12 protein-coding genes and 1 riboswitch are annotated in these 13,916 nt (G+C 72.0%); of the genes, 5 read left to right on the top strand and 7 right to left on the bottom strand.

Features of this window, described 5'->3' with window-relative positions:
- The first annotated feature begins 109 nt into the window (after positions 1–109).
- Positions 110–1,699 (top strand): hypothetical protein, encoded by a 1,590-nt coding sequence (locus tag BMY61_RS08920; protein WP_052439083.1) that lies wholly within the window; start codon positions 110–112, stop codon positions 1,697–1,699.
- A gap of 19 nt (positions 1,700–1,718) precedes the next feature.
- A complete protein-coding gene (locus BMY61_RS08915) occupies positions 1,719–2,018 on the top strand; it encodes a hypothetical protein (protein ID WP_042453724.1) in 300 nt (99 codons plus the stop codon).
- A 146-nt stretch (positions 2,019–2,164) separates the two neighbouring features.
- Here the strand turns inward: BMY61_RS08915 and BMY61_RS08910 are convergent, their stop codons facing one another.
- The 6 genes from BMY61_RS08910 to BMY61_RS08885 form a co-directional block, all read right to left on the bottom strand.
- Positions 2,165–2,938, bottom strand: a complete 774-nt coding sequence (locus BMY61_RS08910; protein ID WP_075003811.1) for a M23 family metallopeptidase — start codon at positions 2,936–2,938, stop codon at positions 2,165–2,167.
- Between the two features lie 11 nt (positions 2,939–2,949).
- Positions 2,950–3,078, bottom strand: a riboswitch (cyclic di-AMP (ydaO/yuaA leader).
- A 91-nt stretch (positions 3,079–3,169) separates the two neighbouring features.
- On the bottom strand, positions 3,170–4,249 hold the full coding sequence (locus tag BMY61_RS08905) for a bile acid:sodium symporter family protein (protein ID WP_042453726.1): 1,080 nt from the start codon (positions 4,247–4,249) through the stop codon (positions 3,170–3,172).
- Between the two features lie 108 nt (positions 4,250–4,357).
- Positions 4,358–4,918, bottom strand: coding sequence for a thioredoxin family protein (locus BMY61_RS08900; RefSeq protein WP_052439084.1), 561 nt, complete (start codon positions 4,916–4,918; stop codon positions 4,358–4,360).
- A gap of 60 nt (positions 4,919–4,978) precedes the next feature.
- Complete coding sequence (locus BMY61_RS08895; protein WP_042453727.1) at positions 4,979–5,896, bottom strand: undecaprenyl-diphosphate phosphatase; 918 nt, start codon at positions 5,894–5,896, stop codon at positions 4,979–4,981.
- 55 nt (positions 5,897–5,951) lie between these two features.
- Positions 5,952–7,196 (bottom strand): hypothetical protein, encoded by a 1,245-nt coding sequence (locus tag BMY61_RS08890; RefSeq protein ID WP_042453728.1) that lies wholly within the window; start codon positions 7,194–7,196, stop codon positions 5,952–5,954.
- A gap of 227 nt (positions 7,197–7,423) precedes the next feature.
- A complete protein-coding gene (locus BMY61_RS08885; protein ID WP_236656349.1) occupies positions 7,424–8,731 on the bottom strand; it encodes an MFS transporter in 1,308 nt (435 codons plus the stop codon).
- A 132-nt stretch (positions 8,732–8,863) separates the two neighbouring features.
- Here BMY61_RS08885 and BMY61_RS08880 point away from each other — a divergent pair, with 132 nt between their 5' ends.
- Positions 8,864–9,436 carry a MarR family winged helix-turn-helix transcriptional regulator gene (locus tag BMY61_RS08880; protein ID WP_042453729.1) on the top strand — a complete coding sequence of 191 codons (573 nt, stop codon included), beginning with the start codon at positions 8,864–8,866 and terminating at the stop codon, positions 9,434–9,436.
- A gap of 111 nt (positions 9,437–9,547) precedes the next feature.
- Here BMY61_RS08880 and BMY61_RS08875 read toward each other — a convergent pair whose 3' ends face one another.
- Complete coding sequence (locus BMY61_RS08875; RefSeq protein WP_236656350.1) at positions 9,548–10,510, bottom strand: ABC transporter substrate-binding protein; 963 nt, start codon at positions 10,508–10,510, stop codon at positions 9,548–9,550.
- A gap of 334 nt (positions 10,511–10,844) precedes the next feature.
- Here BMY61_RS08875 and BMY61_RS08870 point away from each other — a divergent pair, with 334 nt between their 5' ends.
- Both BMY61_RS08870 and BMY61_RS08865 read left to right on the top strand, forming a co-directional pair.
- Positions 10,845–13,445, top strand: coding sequence for an ATP-binding protein (locus BMY61_RS08870; RefSeq protein WP_042453730.1), 2,601 nt, complete (start codon positions 10,845–10,847; stop codon positions 13,443–13,445).
- Positions 13,442–13,882, top strand: coding sequence for a roadblock/LC7 domain-containing protein (locus tag BMY61_RS08865; RefSeq protein WP_042453731.1), 441 nt, complete (start codon positions 13,442–13,444; stop codon positions 13,880–13,882). Before BMY61_RS08870 ends, BMY61_RS08865 begins: the two co-directional genes overlap by 4 nt.
- Positions 13,883–13,916: the final 34 nt, after the last annotated feature.

The raw sequence follows: 13,916 nt of genomic DNA, 5'->3' as shown, positions 1-13,916 counted from the left end.
TGCGGTGACTTCGGCCGTACCGGAACCATCAGCACCCCCCGGCGCGTTGTTCCTCATATCCGCACACTGACGTGCGGCGACGCCGACACAGCGTCAGGAGGCAACGCCGGTGACCGATGGCATCTACCGGATGGCCGTGACCAGCGGGCACGGGCATCAGGAGACTGTTGCCCTGGCAGAGCAGCAGCTGCGCCAGTGGCTGAAGGCGCTGCACTACGACGAGCCGAGCTCCGGCAACGGCCGGCGCCGGGTCGGCCCGCAGGCCGTGCTGGACCAGGTGGCTCGTGGCAAGGCCGTGCAGGGGCGGCTGGCGCGCTGGCGGCTGCGCGAGTTCACCGTGCAGGGCATCTGGCAGACCTCGCTGACCGTGGCCACCGCCCGCGACGGCCGCACCTGGGTGCAGTTGGACGCCGAGCAGCTGCCCGTGCGCGGCGAGGAGCCCGCCAAGGCGCCGGTCCCGGCCCTGGCCCGGGGCCTGCTGGACGTGCTGGACGCGACGGAGGGCGAGCAGCCCGGCTCCCCGCGGGTGCAGGCCCTGCCGGGGGTGATCGAGCGCGGCGACGTCGACAACATCCTCGACGAGCTGTGCGACCCGGACCGGCGGCTGCCGATCGTCGTCGCGAGCACGCCCCTGCACACCGACTTCGAGGACTGGCTGGACGACACCGTCGATCCGCTGCTGCGCAGCTGCAGCGGCATCGCCGTCCTCTACGCCCTGGCGCCGGGCGCGGAGCGGCCGTTCAACGCGGCGCTGGAACACCACCGGGTCTACGGCGGCGCGGTCCGCACGTACCTGCCGGGGCTGGATCCGGCGTGGGCGCCGGAGGCGGCCCGGCATCGGGTGATGTCCCGCTCGACGATCGAGGAGAACCTGCGGCGCGCGTCCGGCCTGCTGGCCTGGCTGCCGCGCCGGCTCGCCGTGCAGGCTCCCCTGCCGGACCAGCTGGTCGGCCTGCCGCCGCTGCGCCCCGAGGGGCTGCCCGAGGCGGACACGATCCAGCCCGGCGGCCTGCTGGTGGACCACGAGGAGGAGGAGGCCCACGAGCAGCGGGCCCGCGCGGAGGAGCTGCAGGAGGTCCGCCGCTGGCTGCGCGCCGCGGAGGAGCGCGAGTCGCTGCTCGCGGCGGAGTACGACGAGCAGTACAGCGAGCTGCGCGCGGTCCGCACGGAGCTGCGCACGCTCTCCGGCCGCCCCGTGCGCCCGCAGGACTCCGAGCCGTCCACGTTCGCGGAGCTGCTGGACCGCCTCGACGAGTTCCCGCTGCTCGAGTTCACCGGTGACGCACGACTGACCAAGGATCTGGACGAGCAGACCGACCACCCCACCTGGGTCCGCATGACCTGGGACGCGCTGCTCGCCCTCCAGGACTACGCGGAGTCCGCGAAGTCCGGCTCGGCCGGCGGGGACTTCCGCAGCTGGTGCGAGAACACGCCGCCCGACTGCCACCCCTTCCCGCCCCGCAAGGTGATCCGCGGCGAGTCCCGCACGGTGAGCACCAACGCGAAGTGGAAGCGCGAGCGCCTGCTGCCCGTCCCGGTGGAGGTCGACCCGTCAGGTCGGGTCTTCATGGGCGCCCACCTGCGAATAGGAGGTGGCGGCACGGCACCCCGGCTGCATTACCACGACGACTGCTCGACGACGGGCCGGATTTACATCGGCTATATCGGGCTGCATCTTCACAACACGCGCACAAACTGATTGACGGAGGTTCACTTCCATGGCTCAGGTCCCCTCTTCGCTGATAGCCGCCACGGGCCTCGTCGGCGGCTTCGCCGTGGCCCGCGCGACCAAGCGCCGTGAGCTGGGCGGGGTCGCCCTCGCGACGGCGGGCGCGCTGGCCGCGCGCCAGTGGCGCGCCGCGGCGGGCCCGAAGGCGGCGGCAGGCCTGGGCGGTCTCTACGTGGCCGCGTTCGCGGGCTCCCACCCGCTGGCGAAGAAGCTGGGCGCGTGGCCGTCGGTCCTGACGGTGGCGGGGACGGTGGCGCTGGCCTCCTGGGCTGTCGCCGACAGGAAGTAGAGGGACTTCAGTTCGCTGCACCTACGTCAGGGGCGCGGGGAACTGCGCGAGAAACCACTGATGAGCGGATAGCCCTGAACGTTCGGGGCTCTACCTCGCTGGGTGGCTTGTCGCGCAGTTCCTCGCGCCCCTGAAGGTTGGTGCAACTACAGGCTGAGCCCGTGTGCGGCGAACCAGGCGGTCGGGTCGACCGCCTCCGCTCCGTCCGGGTGGACCTCGACGTAGACGTGCGGGGAGGTGAAGCCTCGGGAGGAGCCCACGCGGCCGAGGGGCTGGCCGGGGGTGACGGGGCCGTGGCCGACGCCGATGGCGGAGAGGTGGCAGTACCAGATCTCCGTGCCGTCGGGCAGGGTCTCCACGACGCGGTAACCGTGCGATCCGGCCCAGCCCGCGGAGGTGACGACGCCCGCGCCGACGGCGCGGACCGCGGTACCCGCGGGAGCCGGGAAGTCCTTGCCCGGGTGCAGGTGCGACCAGTAGGAGGCGTCACGGCCGAGGCCGTGCGCGGCGACCGCGATCGGCGGGACCAGGGTGCCGACGGCGCGGACGCGCTCCGCCGCCGCTGCCTTCGCGGAGGCCGCGGCCGCGGCCTCGATGCGGGCCGACTGCGCCGCGGGCGCGGCCGCGGCGTGCTGCTCCGGCGTGCCCTGGGTGCGGATGCGGTCCAGGAGGGCCGTCCCCGCGTCACCGCCGTGCGACGCCGCGTCGTGCTGCTCGTCGACGAAGAGCGAACCGGCTGAGCCGCCGTGCTCGGTGCCCGCGTGGTCCGCGGCGAGCGCGGGGGCCGCGAGGCCGATCACGCTGCTGGCGCCGACGGCCATCGCCGCGAGACCCAACGCTGCGCCGCGCTGGCGCGGCAGGGCGAGGGAGGGCTGCTCGGTCGGCGCCGGGGTCTCGACCTCGGCCGGGTATGCCGCCATGACTGGCGTGCTCCTTTCCGTCCCTTCGCCGACCGGGTTAGCTGACGGGTTCGGAGAGGGAGGTCTCCTACGGCCGTAAGGCCGATACACCCCAGGTGCGTTGGGTCCCCGGTTCCATGAGGATTAGGCGATACACACGACGTCCGCGTGTACTGTTATGGAAAGTTAATACTAAAGCGGCCTGAATCCAAGTGGTTCCCGGGGGGCAGTTGGGACCACAGCGGCCGCTGGTCAGCGTCCGACTGAAGTTTCGTCATCGAATCGGGCATGTCGGACAAAGGCCCCGAGCTGTGACGCGAGGATCTTCTGCAGGACGCTGTAGGCCAGGATCGGGACCAGCACCGCCGGGTTCCCCGGCAGCCGGGTGACCGCGACGACCGCCCCAGCGCTGCTGTTGTTCATGCCGGATGCGTAGGCGAGGGCGATCGCGTCCGCGCGCGGCAGGCCGAGCCGGCCGGCCAGCACCCAGCCCGTCAGGAACGAGCCCCCGCACATCGCCGCCGCGGCGACCGCCACCAGCAGCAGGAAGTCAGGATCCGGACGGGCCACCACCTGGCCCAGCCCGCCGCAGGCGTTGGTGTAGCTGAGCAGCACCACCACGGCCAGGTTGACCACCCTGACCGACGGCAGCGCGGCGGTGAGCAGGGCGGGGTGGCGGGCGCGCAGCAGCCGCCCGAGCCCGAGGCCGAACGCGCAGGGCAGGACGACCGTCACCACGGCGAGGACGCTGCACGCGTGGGCCGCGGCGGCGTGGAGGTCGGCCGCGTACGGGCCGGAGGCGAGGAAGCCGCCGAGGTGCAGGCCGAGCGGGATGGTCAGCGGACTGAGCAGGGTGCTGCCGATGACCAGGCCCAGCGTCAGCGTCGCGTTGCCCTCGCTGCCCTGGGCGAAGACCGTGGCCCCGGCCGCGACCGGCATCGCGCCGACCAGGGCCAGCCCGACCAGCAGGCTCTGGGCCTCGTGCGGGCTGTGCCAGCCCTGGGCGGCGACCGCGCCGACGGCGAGCAGCACGGTGGGCAGCAGGGCGTTGGCGGCGATGCCGACGAGCAGCGCCCGGGGATGGCGCAGCAGGCCGGGCAGGGCCTCGGCGCGGGCGGTGAGCCCGGCGTTGAAGACCATCACGGCCAGCAGGCCTGCCTGGAGCGGGACGGCGGCCCCGGCGAGCTGGAGCGGCGTCACGCCGCGCAGCGCCAGGCCCGGCTCGGGCCAGCCGGCGGCCAGGGCGTAGGCCAGCAGCATGATCCAGAGCAGCCGCCGTTGGGCCGACTCGACCAGGAGGGTCAGCAGGCCGTTCACGTTCAGGGAGGTCATGGGGCACCGCCTTCCGGGCGCGGGTGGCGCCTGTGGCGGCATCAGATCAGGTGCGTACCCGCACGATCCAGCCGATCAGCCCTGATTCATGACTTCGGGCGAATCCCGTCATGATCGGGAAGGGGGGTACAGCCAGGCGACGAGCCGGCCCGCGACGGCGTCGGAGGAGAGCGTGCGGGCGTTGGCGAAGCTGCCGTCCTGGGTGGTGGCCCGGACGCTGCCGTCGGGGTTGAGCACCACCAGCGCGGGGATGCCGCTGCGCTTGAGGTCGATCCAGCGGGCGGCCAGCGCGCCGTTGCGGTCGAAGTGCCCGACGTCGACGGTGACGAGCCGGTAGTCGCGCTGCAGCACGAGCTTCACGGCCGGCTCGGTGGCACGCCGGGCGAGCGCCTGGCAGTCCACGCACCAGTCGGCGCCGAACTCCACCAGCACCGGCCGCCCGTCCCGCCGCGACTGCGCGAGCGCGGCGGCCACGGCGGCCGCCGCGTCGGCCTTGGCGTCGTACCCGGTCGGCACCGGCGCGGGCGCCACCGGGGAGACGCTGACGAAGGGCTGTGCGTAGTGCGGCGCGAGATCGGACCCGCGCCCGTCGACCTGCACGCAGCCGGCCAGCGCGAACAGCAGCAGGGCGGTCGGCGGGAGGAGGCTTCGAGCACGTCGTGGTCGCACACCGTCCAGTGCAGCACCCGGTCACCGGGGACCACTGTTCGACGCGCCGTCACCACTGCGCTACATGGAGAGGTAGACCAGGCTGCCGGCACCCGCGAGGAAGCAGTAGATCGCGAACGGGGTCAGCGTCTTGGTCTCGAAGTACTTGTCGAGGAACCGCACCGCGACATAGCCGGCGACGAAGGCGGCGATGCTGCCCGCCAGCAGCTGCCCGTGGATGCCCGCGCCCTCGGAGCCGAGCAGCCCGGGCATCTTCAGCAGCGCGGCGCCGCCGATCGCCGGGGTGGCCAGCAGGAAGGCGAAGCGCGCCGAGTCCTCGTGGCGCAGGCCCTTGAAGATGCCCGCACTCATGGTCACACCGGAGCGGCTGATGCCGGGCAGCAGCGCGGCGATCTGCGCGGCCCCGACGAAGAGCGCACTGCCCCAGCCGAGCTTGACGATGCGCCGGTCCGAGAGGACGTCGGGGTGCACGTTCTCGTCGCCCGGCCCGGTCCCGTCCCCGGCCCGGCGACGGCCGGTGCCGCCGCGCTTGAGCCGCTCGGCGGTGAAGAGCACGAAGCCGTTGAGCATCAGGAAGAACGCGGCGACCTCGGGCTTGCCCAGGTGCTCGCGGAAGAACTTGTCCAGCGCGATGCCGGCGACGCCGACGGGGATGGTGGCCACGATCAGGAGCCAGGCCAGGCGCTGGTTCACCGTCTCGATGCGCCGCTCGCGGATCGAGCTGTAGAGCCCCTGGATGATCCGCGCCCAGTCCTTGCGGAAGTAGACGACCAGCGCGAGGGCGGTCGCCAGGTGCAGACCGATCAGGACGCTCAGGTAGGGCGACTTGTCACCCGCGACGTTGAGGTCGTCCGAGAACGGCTTCCCGAGCAGGGCCGGGATCAGGATGCTGTGACCGAGGCTGGAGACGGGGAACAGCTCGGTGACGCCCTGCAGCAGGCCGACGCCGATCGCTTCGGGATAAGTGAGCACGGACATCGGTATGGCGACCTTGGGCTGCTCGAGGGACGGGATGACAAGCAGCCCGAAATTACTACAAGCGTGTAGACGCAAGCAGCCGAGATGACGGGTGTTCATTCACCCGTCGTGCGATGTTCACCGACGCCAGCCAGAGCGGCAGCCCGACCAGGACCGGCAGCCAGACCGGAAGCAGCAGCCGGTCCGCTTCGTAGGCGAGCGGATGCGCGGCCACGGCGGCCACGCCGGTCACCGCGCAGCCCGCCGCGAACGCGGCCACCGGGCCCGGCGCGCGCCGCAGCCCGAGCGCGGCGAGGACGAGCGCCACCGGCAGCACCGGCGTGAGCGCCTCCCCCTGCAGCCACTGCCACCAGAAGCGCCCGTTCAGGACGGCGAGCCGGGCGCGCGGATCGGGCGCGAGCGGCTGGGTGAAGTGCTGCGAGAACAGGTCCTGCAGACTCAGCGTCAGCGACGGCAGGTGCCAGACCGCGTCCGCGGCGCCGAGCGCGACCAGCGCGAGCGCCGAGACCGCGCCCACCACGACCGCCCCGCCGGAGCGGCTGCGGCGCCAGGCCAGGCACAGGCCCGCACCGAGCGCGGTGACGAGCGCCACCGGCAGCGCCTCCGCGTAGCGGACCAGTCCGAGCCCGAGGTATGCGCCGGCGAGCAGCGTCCCGCCGGCCCACAGGCGGCCGCGGGTGCGTGGCCGGGCGCAGCAGAGCGCGACCGCGAGCAGGCCCGCCGTCAGCCCGAGCAGCGCGGCCCCCTCCGAGAGCGGGCGGACCCCGTACGCCCCCGTCGGGCCGAGGTAGCAGAGCACCTGCCCGAACGCGGCGACGAGCACCCGAGCGGCCGGCAGCAGGACGCGCAGCGTCGCGAAGACCAGCACGCCCGCCAGCCCGGTCAGCAGCACCGCGGTGAGGCGCAGCCCGGTGGGACCGCCGAGCAGGGAGACGAGCGGCACGGCCAGCAGCGGGTAACCCGGCCGGGTGGAGAAGATCCGCGTGTACCGCGGGTCGTTCGGCGGCAGCACGGTTGCGCCGAGGCGCGCCCGGCAGGCCGCGGCGTCCGCGGGAGCGGGCGCGGGAAACGATCCTGCGGAGGGCAGCAGCAACCGTCCCCGAAGGTCCTGGCGGGCCCACTCGGCGCAGTGGTCCGCGTTCGCGGCACGGGTCGCCGCGAGGACGGACTGCCCCGCGTACCGGTGGGCGAGCAGGTCGTAGCGGTAGCTGTCGTTGCTCCAGCTGCTCGCGGACAGCCCGAGCGCCTGGACGAGGACGAAGAGGAGGAACAGCAGCGCGGTGGCGTTGGTCCTCGACACTCGTCTCACTTGCCGAGGCTCGCACCTCCGCGACTCCGCCGCGCCCCGGGCACGCTCGACTTAACCCGAACAGGTGCCGTGCACTACCCAGGGGCGCGGGGAACTGCGCGAGAAACCACCGGCGTGCGGATGGCCCTGCGCGTGGCACCATCTGCTCATCAGTGGCTGGTCGCGCCCGCGCGGCGGAGCCGCATATTGGCAGAGCCTCGCGCCCCTGGAAGGTGCAGCTACGCCGCCGTTGCCAGCTCAACCGTGTGCTGGGATCCGGCCACGACCGTGCTGCGGGCCGGGACGGCGTTGTCCGCCACCGCAGGCAGGACGCGGCGCAGGCGCCACGCCGCGACCGTGATGGCGACGCAGCACAGGGCCAGCGCGGCCAGGTAGACCGTGGAGAGGCCGGCGCCGACCAGGAGGACGCCCAGGGCGGGACCGAGTGCGATGGCGACCTGCTTGACCAGCGCGAACGCCGCGTTGTAGGTGCCGAGCAGCCGTGCCGGGGCGAGGTCCGCGACGATCGGGCCCAGGGTCGGCGCGAGCAGTGCCTCGCCGACGCCGAAGAGGGCGTACGTCATCATCATCGAGCCGATCGCCGCGAACGAGCCGCCGTGGAAGAGGCCCGCGACCGCCGCGAAGATCCACGCGGCCAGCCACACCACACCGGTCGCCGCGATCGCGGTCGTGCGACGACGGCGGGAGGTGATCCGGACGACGACCATCTGCAGCAGCACGATCGCGAAGGTGTTGACGCCGAGGCCGAGGCCGAGCGCGGACGGGGAGATCCCGACCGTGCTGGTCGCGTACGCGGCGACGCCGCTCTCGAACTGGCCGTAGCAGGCGAAGAAGATCAGCCCGGCAAGGACCGACAGCTTCACCATGGCGTGGTCGCCCAGCAGCGTGCGGAAGTCGGAGCGGCCGCGCTCCGCCGCCGCGGGGCTCTCCTCGGCGACGACCGACACCGCCGGGAGCCGGACCGAGCCGGTGACGGCGGCCAGCACCAGGAACATCACGGCCTCGATGGAGAAGAGCAGCGTCAGGCTGCCCGGCCGGGAGACGTCGACGATCTGGCCGCCGATCATCGCGCCGATGCCCATGCCCAGGTTGACCAGGGTGAACTGCAGCGCGAAGGCGTGTGCCCGGGTCGTGCGGGTGGAGCAGCGGACCACCATGGTGGCCAGCGCGGGCTGGCAGGTGGTGACGCCGGCGCCGAAGAGGAAGGCGGCCAGCAGGATGGTCCAGTGCGTGGTGGCCAGGCCGAAGGAGGCCGCACCCAGCGCGGTCAGCACGGCGCCGGCGACCAGCACCGGGCGCGGGCCGAAGCGGTCGATGCCGCGACCGCCGAGCGGCAGCACCACCAGCGCGGCGGCGGCGAACAGCGTGAAGACCAGCCAGGCGGTCAGGGATCCCAGACCGCGCACGTGCTCCACGTACACGAACATGTACGGCAGGGTGAACCCGCTGCCGAAGGCACTCAGGGCGTTCCCCACCTGGACGCGGCGCAGCGCCCCCTGCATCGTGTTCTCCCTCGTGATCGCCATGTCCCACACCGCCCTTCTCTTCGCTCCGCCACACGCTCTCTCGTCGTATCGTACGAAAGAATACACTACTAAAGTCTTCACAGCGCAAGTTTTAATCCCGCAAGGCTTGAGCATGATGAGATACTGGTCGGCATGACAGAGTCGTCGTCCCAGGAGCCGCCGCACGAGCTCGCCATCAGCGAGCAGGTCGCGGTCTACCAGCGCGAGTTCCCCAACGTGGACCCGCAGGTCGAGACGATCGTCTCGTCGCTGAGCCGGCTTGCCCGGCGGATGTCGGTGGCCTACGGGCGGCACCTCAACGACCTGGGCATCTCCTCCGCCGACTGGGAGGTGCTCAAGGCCCTGATCGTCGCCGGCGCGCCCTACCGGCTCGGGCCGGGTGAGCTGGCCAAGCGGATCGGGCTGACGCCCGCGGCGATGACCCACCGCGTCGACCGGATGGCCACGGCCGGACTCGTCACCCGCAGCCGGGACGAGAGCAACCGGGTCCGCGTCAACATCGAGCTGACCGAGCTCGGACGCGAGAAGTGGTTGGAGTCGATGCGGATGGCGGCCGTCTTCGAGGAGAGCCTGCTGCAGGACGCCTCGCCCGAGGAACGCGCGGAGCTGTCCGGGGCGCTCGGGCGCATGCTGCGGCGCGTCGAGGACTCGCAGCCCGACGCGCAGGGCCGCACCGAGGACCTCGGCCCGGACGGCCAGGCCTGAGAGAACAGCCCGAGAGAGAACAGCGCGAGAGAACGAGTGAGGGGCCCGGAACCGTCACACGGTTCCGGGCCCCTCCGCGTGCCGAGGCACGGGTGGATCAGGCCGGCTGGATCACGACAGGCCGTTGGCCTTCAGCCACTGGTCAGCGACCTGGGCCGGGTCGGCACCCTGGAGGCCCACCTGAGCGTTGAGGGCCATCAGACCGGCGGTGGTGAGCTTGGCCGAGACGTCGTTGAGCACCGTCGCCGCGCCGGCCGGGAGCGACTTGTTGGCCAGCGGCACCACGTTCTGGAAGCCGAAGAGGCCCTTGTCGTCGAGCAAGGTCACCCAGCCGTTCTTCTGGATCGACGGGTCGGTGGTGAAGATGTCAGCGATCTGGACGTCGTTGCCCTGGAGCGCCGTCTTGGTGAGCGTGCCGCCCGGGTCGAGCGCCTTGAAGCTCTTGAACTGCAGGCCGTACTTGTCCTTCAGGCCCACCAGGCCCTGCTCCCGGGTCTGGAACTCCGGCGCCGCGCCGATGACGAGCGAGGCGGCGACCTTCGGGGGCAGCGAGCTGATCGTGGAGGAGGAGGTGAGGGTGTACTGCTTGGCGGTGTTGGAGTTGACCGTCAGCGAGTCCTTGTCCTCGGCCATCGAGGGGTTGAGCAGTTGCAGGACGCCGGCCAGCTTGGCGGAGGCCTTGGTGTCGGTGTCCGCGGTGCTGGTCGGGACGGCCGTCGGGTCCAGGTAGGACAGCAGCGCGCCGTTGTACTCCGGCATCACCGTGACGAGGCCGTTCTTCATCAGGCCGTAGGAGATCTCCCGACTGCCGATGTTGGCGTGGTACTTCACCTGGAAGCCCTTGGCCGCGAGGGCGTGGCCGTAGATGTCGGCCAGGATCGTGCTCTCGGCGAAGTTGTTGCTGCCGACCGTGATCGCGCCGCCGGCGGCGGCGGCGGTGGGGGCCAGCGGGTTGCTGCCCGTGCTGGAGGAGCTGGAAGAGCCGCAGGCGGAGAGGGCGACGGCGGCTGCGGAGGCCACCAGGGCAGCGGCCGCGCGGGTACGGGTGGAGCGGGAGACGTTGAAGGAGGTCACGGTTCCAATCCGGCTTCTGCTGTTGTCGCTTGAGTCGCTTGTCGCTTGATGTGACGCGTGCTTACGGTTGATCAAATCCATTGCCGGAGACCTGAGTCAACGCCGATCTGGTCACGATCCACCCTCCGGACCGACCGATAGTGGCCTCTCACTGGCCGAAATCGGAAGCCAGATGGGGCCTTTGTAGCGCAATGTTCACAGGCGACTCTGACAAACAGTCGACACAAGCGGTAGTCTCGCCCGCGGTCACGGGTTCGGGGGGCGAGCTCAGGTTCGACCCGACGACGGAAACATCGTCAATATGCAGGATTCGCAGGGACAGTAGGAGTTCCCTTTGTCCTCCCTGGACACCTTGGCCGACCGCCTCGGACGCCGCCTCGCGCGTCTGCCGTTCCGGCGCAAGCTCAACGCGCTGATCGCGGTCCCGCTCGTGATGATTTCGGTGCTTTTCGCCGTCTATGTGAACGGCCAGGTCAACCAGGCCGAATCCGCGGCGAACGAAGCGGACCTGCTCTCCCGCAGCGGCACCGTGGCCCAACTCGTGGATGACGTCCAGCACGAACAGTCGCAGGCGATCCTCTACTACGAGAGCTACTGGGAGACCCCGACCAACCGGGCGAAGAGCATCCCGGACCGGGACTCGTACGTGGCCGCGCAGGCCGCCACCGACGCACAGGTCGACAAGGTGCGGCAGACGTTCGGCTCCGCGATCCCCGCGGATCTGGCCACCGCGCTCCAGGTGCTCGAGGCGGGCCTGCAGGTTCCGCGGCAGACCATCACCTCCGGCCAGCTGCCGACCGACAACATCGACGCCGCCTACGGCAACGTGGCCGAGAGCCTGATCGACGGCCTCGGGCTCAGTGCGCCGCAGAGCAACCAGTCGACCGCCCGGCTCTCCGACCAGCTCGACTCGCTGCTGCGTGCCGACTCCGCGCACGCACAGTTCGAGACGGCCGTCGTCTCCGCGCTGACCCGGGACTCCGACGCCACCACGCAGTTCGGCGTCGCCGAGGGCAGCATCCAGCTCTACCAGGCGCAGGTCGCCCGCTTCACCGCGATCGCCCCGACCGACCGGTCGAACGCGCTGGGCGGCATCGAGTTCGGCCCCGACGAGGTGAACCTGGAGTCGGCGCTCAGCAGCCTCTGGCTCAAGACCTCGGCCCTGACGGAGGTGTCCGCGGCCGATCTCAAGGCGGCCCGAGCCCAGGCGCTCGCACTGCAGCCGTCCGCCGTGCGGGAGTCCCAGAAGCGTGCCCGCATCACGGGCGAGCTGATCCCCGAGATCGCCGGCGAGGCGCAGTTGGACTCGACCCGCGCCTGGTGGCGTGCCTCGATCCTGCTCGGCCTGGCCGCCGTCATCTTCTTCGGCTGGGTGCTGCTGCTGGCCCTGATCCGCCGCTCGATCCTCGGCCCGCTGCAGCAGGTGACTGAGGCCGCCCGCCGGGTCTCCGAGCTCTCCGCGCAGGAGCTCTCCCGCGTCGCCGACGAGGACGCGGTCGACAACGCCGAGGGTCCGCCGCAGCTGGAGGACCTGCCGATCCCCGCCGAGGACGAGATCGGCGAGCTGGCCAAGGCGTTCAACCAGGTGCAGAGCACCGCCGGCGCGCTGCTGGAGCGCCAGGTGCAGAGCCGTCGGAACATCGCCGAGATGTTCGGCAACATCGGCCGCCGCGTCGCCAACCTGACCGGCCGCCAGCTCAGCCTGATCGACTCGGTCGAGCGCGGCGAGACCGACCCCGAACTGCTGGAGCAGCTCTACCGGATCGACCACATCGCGGTGCGCCTGCAGCGCAACGCCGACTCCCTGATGCTGCTGGCCGGCATCCGCGAGACCGAACTCGACGGTCGCCCGGCCGAGTTGAGCCACGTCGTGCGGGCCGCGCTGGGCCAGATCGAGGGCTTCGAGCGGGTCCGCCTCACCGCCCGGGTCGACGCCACGGTGGCGCCGGACGTCGTCGGCGACCTGGTGCTGATGCTGGCCGAGCTGCTGGAGAACGCCGTCTCCTTCTCCCCCGCGCACAGCGAGGTCGCGGTGACGCTGCGGGAGGAGGACGGCCAGGCGGTGCTGGAGATCGTCGACCACGGTCTCGGCATGAGCTCGGAGCGCCTGTCCGAGGAGAACGCACGGCTGGTCCGCCGCGAACGCCTCGACCTGGCCCCGACCCGGGTGCTCGGCCTGTTCGTCGTCGGCGTGCTGGCCCGGCGCTGGAACATCCAGGTCACCCTGAGCCGGACCCCCGGCGGCGGTGTCACCTGCCAGGTCGTGGTGCCGAGCGAGCTGGTCACGCCGAGCGCGCCGCGCGCCGGACTGACCTGGTCCCCGGCCGGAGCGCTGCCGCCGGCCGCCAAGGCCGCACTCGCACTGGGTGCTTCGGCCACCGCCACGATCCTGCCGCCGGCCGCGCGCCGGCACCAGCCGACTCCGGCGGCGCCCGCGGTCGCGGTGCGCGCCGCCGACCTCGAGCCGGAGCCGGACCTGTTCGCGCCCCGTCGCGAGCCGGACTCCACCCACGCGCGCCCGGACGACCCGGCTCCGGCCCTCCCCCACGCCCGGACGGCCAACGCCACGACGGACGCGGGCCTGCCGGTCCGCAAGGCGCCGACCGCGGAGGAGCCGCCGGCCGCTCCGACGGCTCCGCAGACGTCGGAGACGCCGCAGACACCGCCGGAGTCACGTCGCGAACGGCCCGGCCTCGGCGGCGGACTGCGCCGCCGGGTGCGCGGGGCGACCCTGCGCGAGGGCCTGAGCAGCGCCGACCGCCTGGCGGCCCGCCCGGCCGACCCGGACGAGGTCCGCTCCTCCCTGGAGGAGTTCGAGGCGGCGGTGAGCCGCGCCGAGCGCGACAGCGCGCCGGGGATCTCGAGCACCACCAGCACCACAAGCACCATCGGCACCACAAGCAATCCCGAGCGAACGGAAGGAGTGGGACAGTGACCACCGAGCCCACCGTGCAGGACCTGCAGAGCGCCGCGGCGGACTTCACCTGGCTGCTGGGCCGCTTCGCCACCGACACCGCGGGCGTCGTCGACGCCATCGCTGTCTCCTCGGACGGCCTGCTGATCGCGGTCTCCCGGCTGCGCGACCACGCCGACTCCGAGCGGCTGGCCGCGATCGTCTCCGGCATCACCAGCCTGGCGGCGGGCGCCTCCGGCAACTACGGCCTGGGCGGCCTGAACAAGGTCATCATCGACCTGGAGGGCGGCCACCTGCTGGTCTCCTCGATCGGCAACGGCTGCGTGCTCGGCGTGGTGGCCTCCAAGGAGGCCAAGCTGGGCAACATCGCCTACGAGATGACCCTGTTCGCCAACCGCGCCGGCGCCGCACTGAGCCCGCAGCTGATCATGGAGTTGAAGAACGGCGTCGGGGCGTGACTCCCGCGGACCCCGGATCCGACGACGCGGTGGT

The organism is Streptacidiphilus jiangxiensis, assembly GCF_900109465.1.
Taxonomy (GTDB): domain Bacteria; phylum Actinomycetota; class Actinomycetes; order Streptomycetales; family Streptomycetaceae; genus Streptacidiphilus; species Streptacidiphilus jiangxiensis.
The sequence above is the reverse complement of the archived record's forward strand: the minus strand, read 5'-3'. Positions and strand labels throughout refer to the sequence as shown.